Source organism: Thermostichus sp. MS-CIW-15 (genome assembly GCF_054060575.1).
This window is the reverse complement of the sequence record NZ_JBSSDI010000003.1, coordinates 14,544-33,978: the sequence shown is the minus strand read 5'-3', so window position 1 is coordinate 33,978 and position 19,435 is coordinate 14,544. Positions and strand designations below refer to the sequence as shown.

Here is a 19,435-nt window from a genome sequence, read left to right as displayed (position 1 = left end):
GTCAGTCTTCTTCCCCCAGAAAGGCGCCGCTCAGGTGAGCGTACACTTCCGCTTCGCCTTGCTCCTCTAAGATTTTCTCTTTGAGATCTAAGAGTAACCGTGCCAGCTCTTCGCTGCGCTTGCGGTAGTGGGCATGGCTGCTCAGCAGATCCCTGTAGATTTTCTCTTCAATTTGCAGCCTGCGCCCTTCTTCTTCGAGGGAAAGAGCAGCCGACCCGATCTCCAAAGTAGTGGCTTCGAAGCGGAAGAGAACCAGCAGGGCACCGGTAAGCTGCTGAATCTGCTGCTGCAGGGCGCGGCTATCCAACTCGTGCTTGGCAAAGCCCACCTGCCCCGCCAGCCGAAACTCCACCATTGGCGCTGGCCCACCTTCGGGAAGGTCGGATCCCTTGGCCAAGGCAATTGCGGCTGCAGCAATCTCTTCGGGCGTTTCCCGGCCCTTGGCCTCAAGAGAGATCCGTCGGTGAGGCCGCCGGTAGTAGTCCTGCACCAGCTCAGCCTGAGGCGGGCCCTCTCCCCAGCGGACGCGGTAGGCTCCCCGCGGAAAGTCCCACTCGGCAGTACTGTTAGCCTCCAGGGATCCCGGATTGAAGATCCAGCCTTCTTCTGTATAGCTTTTGTGGATATGTCCCAAGGCTAAATAGCCCACCCCTGCCTCCCGCAAAGGCAGCAGATCCCGGTAGCGCAAGGCGCCCTGGTAGCGAGCAATTTGGCCTTCCAGGCCGTGGTGGAACATGAGCACCACCCGCTCAGGGCCAGGGGGCAACCGGCGAATGGCCGCCGCCAACTGCTCAATCGACTTGGGGGCCGCCGACCCATACCACTGGGATCCGATCACCCGCACCCCACAGGGCAGATCCAGATAGCCCCCCCGCCCACCTGACCAGGGGCGCAGCTCTAAACCCTCCTCGCCTGCTTCCGGCTCCAGCAGGATCAGGTCGCCGTGATCGGCCAGGTAGCGCAGCCAACTGGTCTTGACACCGTAGGGGCGGCTGTCGTGGTTGCCCTCAATGGCCAAGACGGGGATCCCGGCCTGCTTCAGCTCCCGCAAGACAATCTGGGCTTGGTTGAGGACACCGGGCTGAATTTGCCGGTGCTCAAACAGATCCCCGGCAATGAGGACAAAATCCACCGGGTTCTGGATGGCATGGCGGCGCACCACATCCCGAAAGGCCAAAAAGAAATCTTTGCTCCGCTCCGGGCTGTTGTAGCGGTCGTAGCCCAGATGCACATCGGCCAGGTGCAAAAAGGTGCAGGTGGAAGTGGCCATCGCCCAAACCTGCCAGCAAATTGCCCACAGTTTAGCAGACAAACCTCAGTGCTCAACTAGATATAGGGATCCCTTCCCGGCCATTTGCGGCTTTGCTCGGGTTGCCACCCCTAGAGCTAGGCGCCGCCCCGCCGCGCTGCCTGTTGCCCAGTTCCAACCTTTCATGGGCACAGCTTGGGTTGGTGAAAGTTCGTTACATATATTTACATCTTTATTGGAGAAACGATTGCCAAGCAACCCTAACTCCGATAGGGCAAGGGATCCCTGGTTTAATTATTGTGAAGCGACGGGGGGGTTACAAAGGCTGACCTATAATGCCAGGTAAATCCCGCCTTGGGAGAGATCCCCGAGCTTCACGGCTGCAGACAGGCGGGAGCGCTTCGTTCCTTGTCGCAAGAGAGGAGTTCTTGATGACAACTACGCCAAAGGAGCGAGAGCCAAAGGTCAAGGTTTCGGTGGATATCGATCCGGTTCCCACCTCATTTGAGAAGTGGGCCAAGCCGGGGCACTTCGATCGCAGCCTGGCGCGTGGGCCCAAGACCACGACCTGGATCTGGAACCTCCATGCTCTTGCTCATGACTTCGACAGTCACACCAGCGACTTAGAAGACGTCTCTCGGAAGATCTTCTCCGCTCACTTCGGCCACCTGGCGGTGGTCTTTGTCTGGCTGAGCGGCATGTACTACCACGGAGCTCAGTTCTCCAACTATTCTGCTTGGCTGGCGGATCCGATTAACATCAAGCCCAGCGCCCAAGTGGTCTGGCCCATCTTCGGCCAGGAGATCCTCAACGGCGATGTGGGCGGCGGCTTTGAAGGGATCCGCATCACGTCGGGTCTATTCCACCTCTGGCGAGCTGCCGGCATCACCAATGAGTTTCAACTCCTCTGCACCGCTATCGGCGGTCTGGTGATGGCTGGCCTCTGCCTGTTCGCCGGCTGGTTCCACTACCACAAGCGGGCTCCCAAGCTGGAGTGGTTCCAAAACGTGGAGTCGATGCTCAACCACCACCTGGCGGGCCTGCTGGGGCTGGGCTCGCTGGCCTGGGCCGGTCACCAAATCCACGTGGCCATCCCCATCAACAAGATGTTGGATGCGGGTGTGCCGGCGGCTCAGATCCCTCTGCCCCACGAGTTCATCCTCAAGCCGGCCCTGATGAAGGAGATGTTCCCCAGCGTGGATTGGGGCCTCTTCAGCGGGGTGGTGCCTTTCTTTACGTTGGACTGGGGCAAGTACGCGGAGTTCCTCACCTTCAAGGGTGGCCTGGATCCGCAAACGGGCGCCCTCTGGCTGACGGATCAGGCCCACCACCACCTGGCCATTGCCGTGCTCTTTATCGTGGCCGGCCACATGTACCGCACCAACTGGGGCATCGGCCACTCCATTAAAGAGATCCTGGAAGCCCACAAGGGCCCCTTCACCGGCGAGGGCCACAAGGGTCTGTACGAAGTGCTGACCACCTCTTGGCACGCCCAACTGGCCATTAACTTGGCCATGGTGGGATCCCTGAGCATCATCGTGGCGCAGCACATGTACGCCATGAACCCCTACCCCTACATGGGCATCGACTACGCCACCCAGATCTCCCTCTTTACCCACCACATGTGGATAGGCGGCATCTTCATCGTTGGCGGCGCTGCCCACGGGGCCATCTACATGGTTCGCGACTATGACCCGGCGGTGAACCGCAACAACGTCTTGGATCGGGTGATCCGCCACCGCGACGCCATCATCAGCCACCTGAACTGGGTGTGCCTGTTCCTGGGCTTCCACGCCTTCGGCTTCTACGTCCACAACGACACGATGCAGGCGCTGGGCCGTCCGCAGGACATGTTCTCGGACACCGGCATCCAGCTGCAGCCCATCTTTGCCCAGTGGATTCAATCCCTGCACACTAAGGCCATCGCCAGCACCGCTCCCTATGTGGGCGCTTCGGTCAGCCCCATCTTCGGCGGCGACGTCGTGGCTGTGGGCGGCAAGGTGTCGATGATGCCGATGGTGTTGGGCACGGCGGACTTCATGGTGCACCACATCCACGCCATGACCATCCACATCACCGTGCTGATCCTGCTCAAGGGGGTGCTGTTTGCCCGCTCTTCCCGCCTGATCCCCGATAAGGCCAAGCTGGGCTTCCGCTTCCCCTGCGATGGCCCGGGCCGCGGCGGCACCTGCCAGGTCTCCGGCTGGGATCACGTGTTCCTGGGGCTGTTCTGGATGTACAACGCCATCTCGATTGTGATCTTCCACTTCAGCTGGAAGATGCAGAGCGACATCTGGGGCACCGTCAACCCCGATGGCACGATCGAGCACATCACGGGCGGCAACTTCGCAACCAGCGCCATCAACATCAACGGCTGGCTGCGGGACTTCCTGTGGGCGCAATCGGTGCAGGTGATCAACTCCTACGGCTCGGAGCTGTCGGCCTATGGGTTGCTCTTCCTGGGTGCCCACTTCGTCTGGGCCTTCAGCTTGATGTTCCTGTTCAGCGGCCGTGGCTACTGGCAGGAGCTCATTGAGTCCATCGTCTGGGCCCATAACAAACTGAAAGTCGCTCCGGCCATCCAACCCCGCGCCCTGAGCATCATCCAGGGTCGGGCGGTCGGTGTGGCCCACTACCTGCTGGGCGGGATCGTCACCACGTGGGCGTTCTTTCTGGCACGGTTTGCCGCACTCGGCTAAGGCAAGGAGGAAGAGAAAACCATGGCAACTACTGCAACTCGTTTTCCCCAATTCAGCCAAGACCTGGCCAGCGATCCCACCACTCGGCGTCTGTGGTACGGCATTGCCACCGCCCACGACTTCGAGACCCACGATGGCATGACGGAGGAGCGGCTTTACCAAAAGCTGTTTGCCACCCACTTCGGCCATCTGGCGATCATCTTCCTGTGGGCTTCTGGCAACGTCTTTCACATCGCCTGGCAAGGCAACTATGAACAATGGGTGGCCAACCCCACGGGGGTTACCCCCATCGCCCACGCCATCTGGGATCCCCAGTTCGGCAAGGCGGCGGTGGAGGCCTTTACCCAACCTGGAGGCGGCGGCCCTGTCAACGCGGCTTACTCCGGCCTCTACTACTGGTTCAACACCATCGGCCTGCGCACCAACGGCGATCTCTACGCCGGCGCCATCGGCCTGTTGTTGTTGGCGGCGGTGTTCTTGTTTGCCGGCTGGCTGCACCTCCAGCCCCGCTTCCGCCCCAGCCTGAGCTGGTTTAAGAACGCCGAGGCCCGCCTCAACCACCACCTGGCCGGCCTGTTTGGTGTCAGCTCCTTGGCCTGGGCAGGCCACCTGGTGCACGTGGCCATCCCCGAGTCGCGCGGACAGCACGTGGGCTGGGACAACTTCCTCACCACGCTGCCCCATCCGGCGGGCCTAAAGCCCTTCTTTACCCTAAACTGGGGGGTCTATGCCCAGAACCCGGATACGGCCAACCACGTCTGGGGCACGGCAGAAGGGGCGGGCACGGCCATCCTCACCTTCTTGGGCGGCTTCAACCCCAACACCCAGTCCCTGTGGCTGACGGACATGGCCCACCACCACCTGGCCATTGCCGTGATCTTCATCGTGGCTGGGCACATGTATCGCACCAACTGGGGCATCGGCCACAGCATCCGCGAGATCCTGGGCGCCCACAACCCGCCGAAGGGCACCCCCTTCGGGGGCCTGCTGGGCGAAGGGCACAGGGGCCTCTACGACACGGTCAACAACTCCCTGCACTTCCAGTTGGCGTTGGCGCTGGCCTGCTTGGGAGTGGTGACCTCGCTGGTGGCGCAGCACATGTACGCCCTCAACCCCTACGTGTTCATGTCCATGGATCACACCACGGAGGCGGCTCTCTACACCCATCACCAGTACATCGCTGGCTTCTTGATGGTGGGGGCCTTTGCCCACGGGGCCATCTTCCTGGTGCGGGACTACGATCCGGAGGCCAACAAGAACAACGTGCTGGCGCGGGTGCTGGATCACAAGGAGGCGATCATCTCCCACCTGAGCTGGGTGTCGCTGTTCTTGGGCTTCCACACGCTGGGGCTGTACGTCCACAACGACGTCATGCAGGCCTTCGGCACGCCGGAGAAGCAGATCCTGATTGAGCCGGTGTTTGCCCAGTTCATACAAGCCTCCCACGGCAAGATGATCTACGGCATGGACGTGTTGTTGTCCAACCCGGATAGCATCGCCTCTACGGCTTGGCCCAACTACGGCAACGTGTGGCTGCCTGGCTGGCTGCAAGCCATCAACGATCCCAATGGGTTCCTCTTCCTGCCCATTGGCCCCGGCGACTTCCTGGTGCACCACGCCATTGCCCTGGGCCTGCACACCACCACGTTGATCCTGGTCAAAGGGGCGTTGGATGCCCGTGGCTCCAAGCTGATGCCGGACAAAAAAGACTTCGGCTACAGCTTCCCCTGCGACGGGCCGGGGCGGGGCGGCACCTGCGACATCTCCGCCTGGGATGCCTTCTACCTGGCCATGTTCTGGATGCTGAACACCATCGGCTGGGTGACCTTCTACTGGCACTGGAAGCACCTGGGGATCTGGAGCGGCAACACCGCCCAGTTCAACGAGAACTCCACCTACCTGATGGGCTGGCTGCGGGACTACCTCTGGGCCAACTCTGCCCAGTTGATCAACGGCTACAACCCTTACGGGATGAATAACCTGGCGGTTTGGGCCTGGATGTTCCTGTTTGGCCACCTGGTCTGGGCGACAGGGTTCATGTTCCTCATCTCCTGGCGCGGCTACTGGCAAGAGCTGATCGAGACGCTGGTGTGGGCGCACGAGCGCACCCCCTTGGCCAACTTGATCCGCTGGAAGGACAAGCCGGTAGCTCTGTCGATTGTTCAAGGTCGTCTGGTGGGCCTGGCTCACTTCACGGTGGGGTATGTGCTGACCTATGCGGCCTTTGTGATCGCCTCGACAGCTTCCCTATCTGGCTAGCGAAATCGAGTGGCTAAGCAACTAAGGGATCCCGCGGGGGGATCCCTTTTTTTGCTCCTCGGTCAAGCGAGAAGGGCGCTGTCGCTAAGTCCATGACTTGGCTGCACGAGGAGTTTCACCGGCTGGTTGAGTCTCTGTCTCAGGTGGATTAAGGGGCTGCCCGACTAGAGCTAAAGGACAGGGTTTCAGTTCAGAAAACGGGGAGCCGCCTGTATCGACTGTTGATGGGCCTTGTGCAAGAGCAGGCCCCTGTGCACGACCAGGATCCCCAACCATGAGCCGGAGCCCGATTTTGCGATTGCGCGCTTCCAGGAGGATGAGTAGCCAAGAATAGAGTTTGGCTCAAGTTTTTTGAGCAGATAGACGAAGGGCTCCCTAATCCGGCAAAAAAGCCCAGCTCTGAGGGCTGGGCTTGGATATTTCAAGACAGGCTGCTGAGGCTACAGCCGCACCTGCGTGCCCTCAAAGAATCCACGAATAATGAGAATAACTCCCCCTGCATCAGGAGTACCCGTATTTCCGTCGCCAGTTGGTGAGTTCGGGCCTATAACTTGGTTGTCAGTGGGGAACTCTTGCTCAATAAAGAATTGCCCAGAGATATTCGAGCCAGAGGTGGTTGGATCGAAAACCAAATTCAAGTTGCCTCGCAGCAGAGAACCGCCAATATCTGCCCTATTAAACGGCCCGGCCAGTTGTGCCCCAGCTAAGGTGCGGAAGACAAAATCTCCCGTGGTGGGGACAATGCCCTGAAGGATAACAGGACTGAGATTAGTTCCCTCCACAGGGGATCCAGGCAACGTACCTGTGGAGCGCTCGGTGCGCAAGGAGAAGAAGTAGTCAAACGCGGTAGGGGCACCGGGACGCTCAGGGACGGGCAACTGCGGGATCGGGGTGGGGAAAGGTCGCGGCGGCGGGCTAACCTGGACGAAGTTGAGGACTGTGCTGACATTGGCCGGGTCAAACTCTGCCTGCACCCGACCGTTCAACAGGCGCCGGATGCGCACCAACTGATTGGGCAAGATATTGGGCCGCGTCGGATCCGGGGCAAACAACACCGACTGGGTGCCCACCTGGGCGGGACGATAGACGATCTCCGCCTGGTTGGGCCGGAAGTTCAGGCGGGCAAAGAGAGCCAAGGCGTCCTCAGGGGTGCCATCGCCTGCAACACCCCGCTGCCGCACCACAAAGCTGGCGGAGAAATTGCCCGTTTGGAGAATAGCGACTACAGGACCTTGAGGTGGAGGAGGGTTGACAAAGCTTCCTGCTGGTGGGTTGCCGTTGGGGCCAGGATCTTCATAGAGTACCCCTGTGGTAGGGACAATGAGAGAAGAATCTCCCTCGAGAACGACCTGATTGCCATTCCTGTTCACCAGAATGCGACGCACAGTGAGCGTTAAAACGGTTTTGTCATCTCGGACAGCTCTGAAGGTGGTATTCACCCGAATGCGCTGGTCGTTGGGGTTTGTCGAAATTGCAACCAGCCCGGCGATATTGAATTGCGTAGACAGCCTACCGTCGTTGGGGCCAAAGGCAATGAGGTTCACCAGCGGCGCGGTTCGGGCAATTTGGATGGCCAGCGTGCTGGAGCGAAGGGTGGAGTCGATTGTCAGTTCATTGGCTGGGATCTCGTTCACAGGCAAGATGCGGGCTTCAACATTGGCGATGCGAGCTTCACCGCTGCCTTGGAGGGGGTTGGTGCGCACAGGGATCCCGTTGTCAAACCTCGGATTGACATAGTCCAAGCGGAGGCTGGTGGTCTCCAGCACCGAGCCGGGGGTAAAGCGATACTCCTGGGCCGAGACAAAGGCTGTGGGATCCACCTGGACAGGCCCAGGTAGGGTTGGCGCCTCATTAACCTCGCCGCAGCCCCCTAAGAGCAAAACCCCACACAACACTGCCAATGATCGACCTTTGAAGTTCATACGGCACTGCCTCACACACCCTAATCTGGGGAAATTCACACACAAAATGGAGGGGAAGGCACCCAACCCCCAACGCTACAGGTAGGCTGGTTGCCCCTGCTCGAGGCTATGATACCCCATATCTAGGGGATGGGCCACTTCCAGGAAAATTTCCTGGATTTGCTTTGCCGCTGGCTTGACAACGCTCTGAGATGCAGTAGAACTAACGGCAGACATTCCCCCTTGAAACGGGATCTCCACGTAATCTTGCCAATGCACATGGGCAGATTCAGTGGATCTCGGCTGGACGCAGTTGGAAGAACTTGCTGTGGTGTGAGTGAGTGGAGACTTCCCCGATGAAACGACGTTCTGGTTCAGCCCTTGGCCGTGGTGGCCTTCCCCTTCTGGCAACTTGGGCTTCGCTGGCCCTGACCACTGGTTGCAGCAGCGAGACTACCAGCGGGCTGCCGCCTCTCTTGACCGCCGATGGATCCACGCCTCCTCCCGTGGCCGTGGCCCCCACGATTGCGCCCAACCTCACGCCCATCACCTTCCGCCCCGGGCCGGACTTTGCTCCCATCACCCCGCCGCCAGTTCAACCCGATCTGCCGGATCCGCCTCAATTTGGGCCAGGGGGCGGCTTCAACGTCGACCAGCCGTTTGCATCGCTCTCTTACAGGGTGGATTTAACCAACCTAATTGTTCGAGGAGGGATAGCAAGCGTAGACATCCAGGTTCTGAACATCACTTGTGGAACGGATGTTACCAGCGTAATCCGGCCTGAGGCCCTGAGTCAGTTTAGGAACCTGCTGATTGGGAGAGGCAACACGTTCACTGACGCTAACGGCTTCAACTTTAGCTACACGTTTCCAACGGATCCTAGGTTTTTCGATGACTTGAGGATTTTTTCAAAGGGAATTAGGAATATCGATGGCGAGGAGATACTTACAGGAGATGACATTGTTTTCGTTCTAACTATCCGGGACGGATTTGGGCAAGTTTTGCGGGTTGACGACTCAGTTTTCAACGAGGGGGAAACTCGAAACGAGGTGCGCGGCTTTGCCATTCCACGCTGCGGCAATCTTCCTCTGCCGACGCCTAGTCCGACTCCAACGCCCCTGCCGCCTGTACCTACGCCTACCTCAGGCCCCACTCCTGTGCCAACGCCGGTTCCTGTGGGACCCTCGCCCCTGTTTGCTCGCTTCCTACGGCCCAATCCAGCGCCGGTCAATACACCTGTTACCCTCACCTTTGTAGTCGATAACCGAGTGGCTGGCGCTATTCCCTTGAGTGGTCTCAGCTTCCAGGCAGTCTTGCCAGAGGGGCTGGTCGTGGCCAATCCTCCCACACCTGCCGGCATTGCCAATCCAAATACCTGCGGGGGCACTTTGGGCGCAATACCGGGAACAAGGATCATCAACCTTTCGGGCGGAGTTCTGGCAGCAGGTGCTACTTGCGAGGTGAACGTCTCCATTCAAGCAACGGCTCCTGGGATCTACACATTGCCGCTGCTATTTGTGTCGAACAATCAGACTCTACCCAGTGCAGCTCCTCCCATCACTCTAGTAGCTAACTAGCAGCCAATGGTGATGCGGCTTTGGAGAGGACTTCCGTTTTGTAAGCGAAGGTGGCAGGAAATGAAGGTGCAAAAGTTCAAGACTGAAAGAAGTTGGTTGCGGGCTTTAGGCAGCGCGGGGGCTGTTTTCTTCACTACGGCAAGCTTGATCGGCTGTCAGCAATCCAACGACAAAAGCGCCACTAGCTTTGTTCCTGGGCCGATCATTCCGCCGCAAACGCCCAGCGTACCTACCGGAGGCACTGAGGTGGGTTTACCTCCTATAGCCCCAGGGATCCCTTTGCCGGCTCCCACTGTTGTCATCCAAACTCCCGTTGCGGCCCCAACCATTCCTCCGATTCCCTCTCCTGCTCCTCTCCCTACCATTAAGGCGGAGACCCCTGTTCCTTCTACTCCTTTCCCTCCTCCTCCCCCCACTCCGTTCCCTGTTGAAACAGTCAGCGTCACGCCAGAAAAAGTTACGTTTGACTCAGGGACAACTGTTGGCTCCATAGAAACTCTCACGCTTACGCCTTCTGCTCCTCCGGCCAACGGCAGTTTGGTGTTGAAAGTGGAAAGCAGCAACCCGCAGGTGGTGGGTGTTTCTACAACAGCTGCCTCTTTCGTAACTGTTGTCATTCCACCGGGATCCGAGGATAAGCCCACAGTTACATTAACCCGTTTGATCCCGGCCACTCAGGAAGGCAATGCCACCATAATAGTTACCCGCGACCCTGCCACAACAGCTGTCAATTACCCGGTGGGCAGTGTGAATGTTCTTGTGCCGGTTAAGGTATTGCAGAAAGCGCCGCCTACCATTACGGTTACCCCTTCGACGATAGAGTTTCTCGATAATGACATAGTTGGGGCTACCAAGGTTGTCAGGGTCGAACTCGCAGCCCCTCCGATTGGTGGGCAGGTTGTTTTGGATGTCAGCGGAACTCCTAACCCCTTTGGGGCGGGCGCTCCGTTCACTGTTTCGACCTCTACTCTCCTCTTTAAGGAAGGTAGCAAAGGGCCTCAAGAATTCGGAGTTATTCGACTAACGGAAGGGGTATTCACTGGCTCCATCACTATTAAGCTTAACCCATCCTTAACTACTGCCAGCAACTTCCTGACCAGTGATATTAACTTTGTGATTCCTGTGAAATCAGCTGTAGGTTCTATCCAGCTTGAATATGGGGATTCAGTAGATTGCACCAACAACCCTGGTAAGCTAGTCATCGTAGCTCCAAAAATTACCATCCAAGGTAGAGTCCTTAGACCCCTAACTTTCAAGGCAGAGCCTGAACCTCCACCGCCAGATGGCTTTTCGTTTGACAGGCTAACGGGGGCAATCAGGGTGCAGTGTCCAGCCCCCATTGGCTCTACTCTCTTGACATTGGTGACTGTTACGGACTCTTCTAGTCCTCCTATCTCGGCGCAGGCACGTGTGAACATTACAGTTAAGTAGACGATACATGCCTGGCTTGTATGAATGTCCAAGACCATCTTGGGTGAGACTGTTGAGCTACACCCAATCGGCTTTTCTTTTGCTGCACTGGTAACGGTTACTAACTCTTTGACTCCCCCAATTGCAGCTCAGAAGTTTGCAGCGGTCAAAGTCGAGTAGCAAATATCGTGTCAGTTCCTTTGCAGAGCCAACTTTCTGGGTTGGCTCCCACTCCATCAATCGTCGGAGGGCAGGTCTGTAGCAGCCTCTCTTGCAGCGGACCTAGCATAGCAGCGCCTTACCTCAAGAGGAAGAAAGTCCGCGGCTGGTGACCCTGCAAGCCCTCCAGCAGAGCCCTCCTTTTCTGGAGAGACAAAGCCTTACTCTGGGGATCGTTCAAGACCCGCCTACGCAACAGGCAGAGCTTCGGGAGTGGTGAACCATGCTAGGAGGAGGCGGCTGCCATCTCCCGTGCCAAGACCCATTCCACGAGGGTGCGCACGCCGTAGCCAGTGGCGCCTTTGTTGGTGTAGCCCGAGTCTTTTTCGGCCCAGACGGGACCAGCTATGTCTAAGTGGGCCCAGGGGGTTTTCTCCACAAACTGCTTAAGGAAGAGGGCTGCAGTGATGGAGCCGCCAGAGCGGGGGCCGGTGTTTTTCATGTCGGCTACGGTGGAGCTGAGGCCCTCGAAATAGCTCTCTTCCAGGGGTAAGCGCCAAATCTTCTCGCCCGAGAGGTTGGCCGCCTGCTGCAGCTCCTGGGCCAGCTTCTCGTCGGGGGTGAAGAGGCCAGCAATCTCTTCTCCTAGGGCAATGACGCAGGCGCCGGTCAAGGTCGCTAGGTCAACAATGGCGTCCACCCCTAGTTTCTCGGCAAACACTAGGGCATCGGCCAGGGTAAGACGGCCCTCGGCATCGGTGTTGTTGACTTCGATGGTCTTGCCGTTGGAGGCGGTGAGGATGTCACCGGGGTGGAGGGCCCGGCCGCTGATCATGTTTTCGGTGGCAGCGACGATAAAGTGCACCTCTACCCGCGGCTTGAGGGCAGCTAGCGCACGGGCCGCTCCCAAGACGGCTGCCGCTCCCCCCATGTCGGTTTTCATCATGGCAATGCTGCGGGAGTCGGTTTTGATGTTGAGGCCGCCGGAATCGAAAGTGAGACCTTTGCCCACCAGAGCCAGCTTGGCGACGGGATCCCCTTCTTTGGGCTTGTAGGTGAGGTGGATGAACTGAGGCGGCAGATCCGAGGCTTGGGCCACGCCTAGGAAAGCCCCCATGCCTAAGGCTTCGCACTCTTCCCGCCCCAGGATCTCCACCTCTAGGCCGTAGTCTTGGGCCAGTTGCCGGGCAGTTTCGGCCAGGGCAGGAGGCGTGACGACGTTGGCGGGAGCAGCCACCAGTTCGCGGGCCAGGATCGTCCCGGCAGCCATCTCGGTGGCCCGCTGAAGGGCGTTCTCACAGTCTTGGCGGGCCTGGGCCAGTCCTGGCACCAAGAGCGTGACTTCCTCAACGGCAAAGCCGCGCTCTTCGTCGGGCTTGGGGGGAGATTTGAAGCGGTTGTCCTGGTGGGCCACTAGGAGGCTGGCTTCAACCACCGCCTGCACTGCTCGCCCCTGATCCAGCCCAGTTTCCGGCAAAGACAGCACTACCTGCTTGGCTTTAAGGCTGTGGGCCTGGCGCAGGCCGTTGGCAGTAGCCCGTCGCAGTCCTTCCAAAGTCAGCGCTGCGGGATCCCCCAGCCCCACCAGCACCAGCTTGCGGATAGGCCCTGGCAGGCGCAGGGCGAGGCTGCTGTTGGGCTTGCCCTGAAACTTCTGTTCCTGAGCCGCTTCCGCCACCAGCCCCGACCACACCTTCTCGTCCAGGGAAGCGATCTCAGCAGGCAGCGGGAAGGTGGCGTTTTCGCCGCTGGGGGCAAAGCAGTAGACCAGGGCACATTCGGCCTGCGTTAGAGGTGGCTCGCCAAGACGAAGCTGCATGGGAAACCTTTGGCCAAGCTAGGGACAGCAGACTCTCAGTGTAGCCAATTCCGCCACTTCTGGGCCAGGGGATCCCTCGGCTGGCATCGACGTGGGCCTTTCCAGTCGATAGCCTTTAATCAGAAAGGGAGAGACCCAAGGTATGGTCTGGCGGCGGCGTTCCATCCTTCAGCTTGGGGTTATTGCCTGCGCAATGCTCCTGGCTCTGGCGGTAGGAGGGGTGGGATCCCTGGCCCAGGCGCAGAGACCCCTGGAAGAGCTGCCGCAGCCGGTTCGCCTCAAGTTGCCCCCCGGCCTAGCCCGCTACGCCTACGACAAGTCGGCGGGAGACTACTTCGAAGAGATCGAGCCGCTGCTGCCGGGCGGAGCTTATGCCCAGTGGGCCTTCTATCCCGTCCCCGTCTACATCCAGGGGGATCACCCCCAGTGGAAAACCTTTGTGGAGCAGGCGGTGAAGGAGTGGTCTGCTTATATCCCGATGCGGGTGGTGGCCAAAGAGGAAGAGGCCCTCTACGGGATGAGCATTTATCGCGTTCCTGGCATTGGCGACGGGATAGCGGGGGCAGCGCGCCCAGAGTTTTTCTTCGCCGCCGATGGTTCGCTGCAGCAGCGGGTGCGCATTGTTATCGCCGAAGGCCAGGGGCTGGCAGAAGTTACGGCAGTGGCTCGGCACGAGATTGGCCATGGGCTAGGGCTGTGGGGCCATAGTCCCAACCCGCGGGATCTGATGTACGGCGGCCACCACGCCGAGGCCACTGGCAATCGCCGCCTGCTGCGGGTGCCCACCATTACCAAGCGGGATCTCAACACCCTCAAGCGGGTCTACGAGCAGCCCACCCTGATGGGCCAGGTCTTTCCAGAGAGCTACCGCCGCCTGTTTGGCCAGGTTCGTGAGGAGATCCCCGCACCTGGCTAAAGCCGCAGCAGTTGCGACGCCCCCTTGGCCGCCATAGCCAGGAGAAAAAACAGCAACTGGGTGGCCACGATGCTGGGGCCGGAGGGCAGGTTGAAGGCGGCCGAGAGGAGGATCCCCAGCACCGCGCTCAAGCCCCCGAAACCCATGGCCAGCAACACATAGGTTGTAAAGCGGGATCCCAAAAGCCGCGCCGTCGAAGCGGGGATGACCACAAAGGCGCTTACCAGCAGCACCCCCACCGAGCGGATCGACAGGGCCACCACCAGGGCCAGCAACACCACAAAGGCCAGCCGCTGCCAGCCCACTTCCACCCCCCGCGCCCGCGCCAACGACTCATCCAGGGTCAGCAACATCTGGGCAGTCAAAGTCAGCCCAATGTACCCCAGGGCCAGCAGCAGGAGCAGGCCGCTCATCCAGAGGGCCGGCGGGCTGATGCCCAGGATGTCCCCGAGGAGCAGTTGGTTGAGGTTGCCGCGGTAGCCGGGGATCAGGCTGAGGCCGATGATGGCCAGGGCCAAGGAGGAAGAGTAGATGATGTTCAGCACCGCATCTGCCGAAAGCTGGGTGCGTTCCAGAATAAAAGTCACCCCCAGGGCAAACACCACCCCAAACACCATCAGCACCGCCGTAGGATTCAGTCCCAGAACCACTCCCAGGACAATACCCAAGAGCGCCGAATGCCCCAGGGCATCGCTAAAAAACGCCAACTGCCGAAAGATGGCAAAACTGCCCAGCAGCCCCCCCGTTACCCCTGTGAGGATCCCGCCCAGCAGGGCCCGCTGCATGAAGGGCAACTGCAGCAACTCGGCCACCCGCGCCCAGGTTTCCGGCATTTTTTCTCCTCAGTGATGGTGGATGTAGCGGGCAAACTCCGGCCCATAGACCTGACTCAACACCTCGGGCAACAGCGTCACGCTGGGGGATCCCTGGCAGATCAGGGAGCGGTTGAGGCACAACACGCGGTCGCAGTGGCGAGAGACCATCTCCAGGTCGTGGGAGACCTGCAAAATGGCCCAGCCCAGGGATCGGCGCAGCTCTTCCAACAGCCGATAGAACTCCCCTTCACTGGGGCTATCCAGGCCAGCGGGGGCCTCGTCCAGCACTAGGAGCCGCCGCGGCCAAACTAGACAATAGGCCAGCAACACCCGTTTCAGCTCGCCGCCGCTCAGTTGACCCAAAGGCTTAGGGGCCAGGTGCAGGGCCTCGGCCCGTTGCAAGGCCTTCCGAACAGCTTCTTGCCGAGCAGCTTGCTGCTGCCAGGGCCAGCGGGGTCTGAGGGATCCCCAGCCCAGGGCAACAAACTCGGCCACGGTCAGGGGAATGGCGGGGTTGAAGTGCAACCGCTGGGGCACGTAGGCAAGCTGCTGCCGCACCGCCTGGGGCAAATACCCCGACAGGCGCAGCCGCTCTCCCAGGATCCAAACCGAGCCGCACTGGCGGGGCAGGATCCCCAAGATGGCCTGCACGAGGGTGCTCTTGCCGGCGCCGTTGGGACCGACAATCGCCATATGGGATCCCGCCTCCAGCGCAAACGACACGTTCTGCACCGCCAACTGGGATCCCCGATAGACCGTCAACCCCTCTACGTGTAGGACAACCTCGCCAGAGGTCACCGTCCCCTCGCCAGCAGGTGTTCGAGAGTTGCCTGGCCCACCAAGGGCAACTGCAGGGGAAGCCAGGCCTTTTCCTTCTCAAAGGCGGAGACCAGGTTCTCCACGTTTTGCCGCATGATGGCTAGGTAGTATTCCGGCTCGATCCCCTCCGGGCCGGCGGTTTCGATGGGATCGAACACGCGGACCTGTACCCCCAGGTCTCGGGCTAAGACCTCAAAGGGGTTGTCTTTGCCCACTTGAGGCTCCACTAGGATGGTCTTTAAGCCCGACTGCCGTACCGTCTCCATGACCCGCCGCGCATCTTCCGGAGAGGGATTGGCTTCCGGGATCTCCACTAAGAACTCGGCCTTGAGGTTGTAACGCTCGGCAAAGTAGGGGGCAAAGTTGTGGAAGACCACAAACTTTTTCCCTGCAAAGGGGGCTAGGCGCCGCTCAATTTCCTCGTCCAAAGCCTTGAGCTTCTCGATAAAGGCAGCCGCGTTGGTGCGGTAAATCTCTGCCCCCTCGGGATCTGCAGCCATGAGACCGTCGCGGATGTTTTCCACCTGCCGGATGGCCCGCCGCGGATCCAGCCAGATGTGGGGGTTTAACTCGCCGTGGCTGTGCTCATGAGGGTGACTGTGGGAGTGTCCATGGCTGTGGCCGTGGGAATGCCCATGGCCGTGGCCATGCTTTGGCTCCCCCGTCTGCAGAGTCGGGATCCCTTGGCTGCTGTCAATAAGGCGCAGCTTGGGGTTTCCAGCGTTGGCGATCAATCCCTCCAAAAAGGTCTCCATTCCCAACCCATTGATCACCAGCACATCTGCCTGGGCTAGCAGACGCGCGTCTTCGGGCCGAGCCTGAAAGCTGTGGGTCCCCATCTGGGGAGAGATTAGAGGCCTCACCTCCGCCCGATCCCCCGCCACGGCGCGGGTAAATTGCGTTACCGGCAGGATGGTGGTCACCACCTTCGGGGGGTCGGATCCCTGCTGCGCCTGGGACTCTTCTTGGCGCATCTGCAAGCCGCCCAGGATCCCGACCGAGAGGGCGGCCACCAGCGAGACCAGTGACCGCACAGGTCGAGCCGAACGCAGAGAGTTAGCTTTATCAGCCATGAGCCTTAGTACCTCACAAGACGACAGAGACAGCAGAGCCGGAAGCGCCTGACTTCTGAAAAGCCAAGGCCCGCTGCTGCAGCAGCGAAAACATGCTCACCAGGCCATTGCTGCGGGAAGGGCTAAGGCTAAAGTTGAGGCCCATCTCCCGCACAAACTCTAGGGAAACCTCCAGGATCTCCTCTGGGCGCAGACCGCTCAACCCCTCCGCCAAAACAGCCACCAAGCCCTTGACCAACTGGGCATCGGCATCCCCTTGGATGTAGACCTTGCCGTCTTTTAGCTCGGTGGCCAGCCACACCCGCGAGGCACAACCCCGCACCAGATTCTCCTCTGTTCGCTGCGACTCGGGGAAAGGGGGCAGGCGCTTGGCATAGGCCAGAAGCAATTCGTACTTCTGACGGGAGGTTCTGGCCTTTTGAAAGCGACCTACAATCTGCCGCAGAGCTTCGGGCATCAACCCACTGGCCTGAATGAGAATGATAATCAATCATAACACCCTCGCCGAGAGCGCCTACTGCGCGCGGGGGTGGGTCGGAAAAGCCAAAGAGGGAAGGGTTGTCTTCGCTACCGCACCGAGCGATAGCCGTCCCTTACTCCCCTGGGCGAGAGGACCAGTTGCCAAAGCTGGCTGGCACGGGCCTTGAAGCTGCCGGCGCTCATCAGCAAATAAAGCCGCCACAGGCGGCGAAAGCGCTCGCCGTAGCGGCCGGCCAGTTGTGGCCATGCCCGCTCAAAATTGGCGTGCCAAGCTTTTAGGGTGGCCACGTAGTTGATCCCAAAGTTGTGCCAGTCTTCCAGTACAAACAGACCTTCAAAAGCCGCTGTTATCAGACGAGGCGAGGGCAGCATCGAGTTGGGGAAAATGTAGCGTTCAATCCACGGATCCCGACCCTGGTAGGCAACGTTGGCGCCGATGGTGTGGAGAAGAAACAAGCCATCGTCTTTGAGGAGGCGACGGGCTACCTGCATAAATGTTCGGTAGTTGCGGTAGCCCACATGCTCAAACATGCCCACAGAAAGGATCCGATCAAACTTTCCCTGCGTCTGGCGATAGTCTTCCAGCCGAATCTCCACCGGCAGGCCCTGGCAGCGTTCGCTAGCCAGCTTGGCCTGTTCTTGGGAGACGGTAATGCCCACCACCTGCACGCCGTAGCGTTCGGCTAGGTACTGAGCCGTGCCGCCCCAACCGCAGCCAATGTCGAGCACGCGCATGCCGGGCTGCAGATCCAGCTTGCGGGCAATGAGGTCCAGCTTGGCTTCCTGGGCCTCGTCCAGGGTCTGCGCCCCCCCATCCCAGTAGGCACAGCTATAGATCAGGCGGCGATCCAGCATGGCTTCGTAGAGGTCGTTGCCGAGGTCGTAGTGGCGCTGGCCAACCACAAACGCTCCCTTACCCCGCTGGCGATTAACTAGGCGACTGTCCAACGCCAGCAGGAGCCGAACTGGCCAGCCCACTTGCTCCGCTGCCTGACTGGTGAGAAGACGGTAAACCAACTCGTCAATAGCCTCGCAATCCCACCAGCCCTCCATGTAGGCCTCGCCAAAGCCCAGGGATCCATAGAGCAGGCAGCGCAGGTAGAGCCGCTCGTCGTGGATTTGCAGATCCCAGGGCCGCGAGCCATTGACGGCTATATCGGCAGCACTCAAGAGCCTAAGCCCATATCGGCGGGCCAGCCGATGCCAGATGCTAAGGCTTTTTTCCACTTCCAGGAACCCCCTGCTGAGGGCTAATCGCAACATGTATTGTAAAATGCGGTCTCTCCAGTTTGTTACTCGGCAGCGGCTCAAGCCATTGCTTCTTCTCGGCTCCCCAGCTTCTGTTGTTAATGCCAACCACTGCAGCTCTGGAGGAAGTTGAAGAGATAGTGCTAGCAAGCCCAAAGGAGAAATCGATGCTCAAACTGAACCTGCCAACACTGCAAGTTGGTGGTGCTATTCAGTAGGGCGGCTTTCAGATTTTCCCGCTGTTTTCTCCAGAGGATACAGAGAGAGGCTGCCTATCGCCTTCCAGATCATGGAGCTCAGGAAGCAACGATTAGTGAAATCAATCAGAACGGCGTTGTGCCGTATCTAGTTGTGGAAAACTACAGCGGTTTTCTCTTGCTTTTGGTGGAAGGGCAGGAGCTAGTCGGGGCTAAACAGAACCGCATCTTGAACACCGCTGTTTTGAACAAGCCAAAAAGCAAGATCACGATTCTGGCTTCTTGTGTGGAAGCTTTCAGGCGCCACTTCCGCTCCCACCAAATGGAGGATGCCAATGCCTTGTTCCCAGCAGCTTGTGCTACGAGCTAAAAAGAGGAGTTTATCAGTCGCTCAAAAATAAAGCTGGTTACCGCTCAGACCAGGGAAGAGTGTGGCAAGCCGTTGCTGCTATCCAAAACTTTCTCAGGGTCAGCTCCCCCACCAACCCGTTCTCTGAAGTTTGACACTCCCACCGTCTAAAGGCGGGGGATTCTTACACGGTCGTCGCAAAGGCTTTGTCAAAGCGCCTCTAGACAGTTCCTGAAGGCAAAGCCCCAAGGTTCTGCTGACTTTCTTAAGCAGGTTGGCGGCAGCATTTGCCTCAGCGTTGACCAACCACCCCTTTGCCGTTTGGTACAGGCCCCGCTTGACACGCTTTCCAGCGGGTCTCCACCCGTCGGGTTTTTCACCATAACTAGGTAGCTCATCTCTATCTAGGAAGCTTGCCTGCGAGCTGTACGCCTCCTCTACCTCAATAAACTCCATGCCATAATG

Annotated in this window: 13 protein-coding genes and 1 pseudogene; 6 read left to right on the top strand and 8 right to left on the bottom strand. The window is 59.4% G+C overall.

Annotated elements, in window-relative coordinates:
* Window position 1 precedes the first annotated feature (1 nt).
* A complete protein-coding gene (locus ACVW0R_RS01605) occupies window positions 2-1,270 on the bottom strand; it encodes a metallophosphoesterase family protein (RefSeq protein WP_099812801.1) in 1,269 nt (422 codons plus the stop codon).
* 410 nt (window positions 1,271-1,680) lie between these two features.
* Here ACVW0R_RS01605 and psaA point away from each other — a divergent pair, with 410 nt between their 5' ends.
* The gene (psaA, locus tag ACVW0R_RS01600) at window positions 1,681-3,948 is read left to right on the top strand and encodes a photosystem I core protein PsaA (RefSeq protein WP_457501541.1); all 2,268 of its coding nucleotides are present in this window, start codon (window positions 1,681-1,683) and stop codon (window positions 3,946-3,948) included.
* A 21-nt stretch (window positions 3,949-3,969) separates the two neighbouring features.
* On the top strand, window positions 3,970-6,207 hold the full coding sequence (psaB, locus tag ACVW0R_RS01595) for a photosystem I core protein PsaB (protein ID WP_011431315.1): 2,238 nt from the start codon (window positions 3,970-3,972) through the stop codon (window positions 6,205-6,207).
* Window positions 6,208-6,647: 440 nt separating this feature from the next.
* Here psaB and ACVW0R_RS01590 read toward each other — a convergent pair whose 3' ends face one another.
* Window positions 6,648-8,129: a hypothetical protein gene (locus ACVW0R_RS01590; RefSeq protein WP_457501540.1), complete on the bottom strand. Its 1,482-nt coding sequence runs from the start codon at window positions 8,127-8,129 to the stop codon at window positions 6,648-6,650.
* A gap of 335 nt (window positions 8,130-8,464) precedes the next feature.
* Here ACVW0R_RS01590 and ACVW0R_RS01585 point away from each other — a divergent pair, with 335 nt between their 5' ends.
* Entirely contained in the window at window positions 8,465-9,685 is a 1,221-nt protein-coding gene (locus ACVW0R_RS01585) for a DUF7933 domain-containing protein (protein WP_457501539.1), read from the top strand.
* A gap of 60 nt (window positions 9,686-9,745) precedes the next feature.
* Window positions 9,746-11,116: a hypothetical protein gene (locus tag ACVW0R_RS01580; protein ID WP_457501538.1), complete on the top strand. Its 1,371-nt coding sequence runs from the start codon at window positions 9,746-9,748 to the stop codon at window positions 11,114-11,116.
* A 424-nt stretch (window positions 11,117-11,540) separates the two neighbouring features.
* Here the strand turns inward: ACVW0R_RS01580 and ACVW0R_RS01575 are convergent, their stop codons facing one another.
* The gene (locus ACVW0R_RS01575) at window positions 11,541-13,073 is read right to left on the bottom strand and encodes a leucyl aminopeptidase (protein WP_457501537.1); all 1,533 of its coding nucleotides are present in this window, start codon (window positions 13,071-13,073) and stop codon (window positions 11,541-11,543) included.
* Window positions 13,074-13,215: 142 nt separating this feature from the next.
* Here ACVW0R_RS01575 and ACVW0R_RS01570 point away from each other — a divergent pair, with 142 nt between their 5' ends.
* Window positions 13,216-13,989, top strand: coding sequence for a hypothetical protein (locus tag ACVW0R_RS01570; RefSeq protein ID WP_457501536.1), 774 nt, complete (start codon window positions 13,216-13,218; stop codon window positions 13,987-13,989).
* Here the strand turns inward: ACVW0R_RS01570 and ACVW0R_RS01565 are convergent.
* The 5 genes from ACVW0R_RS01565 to cfa form a co-directional block, all read right to left on the bottom strand.
* Complete coding sequence (locus tag ACVW0R_RS01565; protein WP_414390587.1) at window positions 13,986-14,822, bottom strand: metal ABC transporter permease; 837 nt, start codon at window positions 14,820-14,822, stop codon at window positions 13,986-13,988. The genes ACVW0R_RS01570 and ACVW0R_RS01565 overlap by 4 nt on opposite strands.
* A gap of 9 nt (window positions 14,823-14,831) precedes the next feature.
* Window positions 14,832-15,602 carry a metal ABC transporter ATP-binding protein gene (locus tag ACVW0R_RS01560; protein ID WP_457501535.1) on the bottom strand — a complete coding sequence of 257 codons (771 nt, stop codon included), beginning with the start codon at window positions 15,600-15,602 and terminating at the stop codon, window positions 14,832-14,834.
* Window positions 15,599-16,696: a metal ABC transporter solute-binding protein, Zn/Mn family gene (locus tag ACVW0R_RS01555; protein ID WP_457501534.1), complete on the bottom strand. Its 1,098-nt coding sequence runs from the start codon at window positions 16,694-16,696 to the stop codon at window positions 15,599-15,601. The genes ACVW0R_RS01560 and ACVW0R_RS01555 overlap by 4 nt, the downstream gene beginning before the upstream one ends.
* A gap of 13 nt (window positions 16,697-16,709) precedes the next feature.
* The gene (locus tag ACVW0R_RS01550) at window positions 16,710-17,153 is read right to left on the bottom strand and encodes a SufE family protein (protein ID WP_011431326.1); all 444 of its coding nucleotides are present in this window, start codon (window positions 17,151-17,153) and stop codon (window positions 16,710-16,712) included.
* A gap of 110 nt (window positions 17,154-17,263) precedes the next feature.
* Window positions 17,264-18,439, bottom strand: coding sequence for a cyclopropane fatty acyl phospholipid synthase (gene cfa / locus ACVW0R_RS01545; RefSeq protein ID WP_457390744.1), 1,176 nt, complete (start codon window positions 18,437-18,439; stop codon window positions 17,264-17,266).
* A gap of 186 nt (window positions 18,440-18,625) precedes the next feature.
* Between cfa and ACVW0R_RS01540 the strand changes: the two are divergent.
* Window positions 18,626-19,125: pseudogene (locus ACVW0R_RS01540) on the top strand (ARPP-1 family domain-containing protein).
* Window positions 19,126-19,435 lie beyond the last annotated feature (310 nt).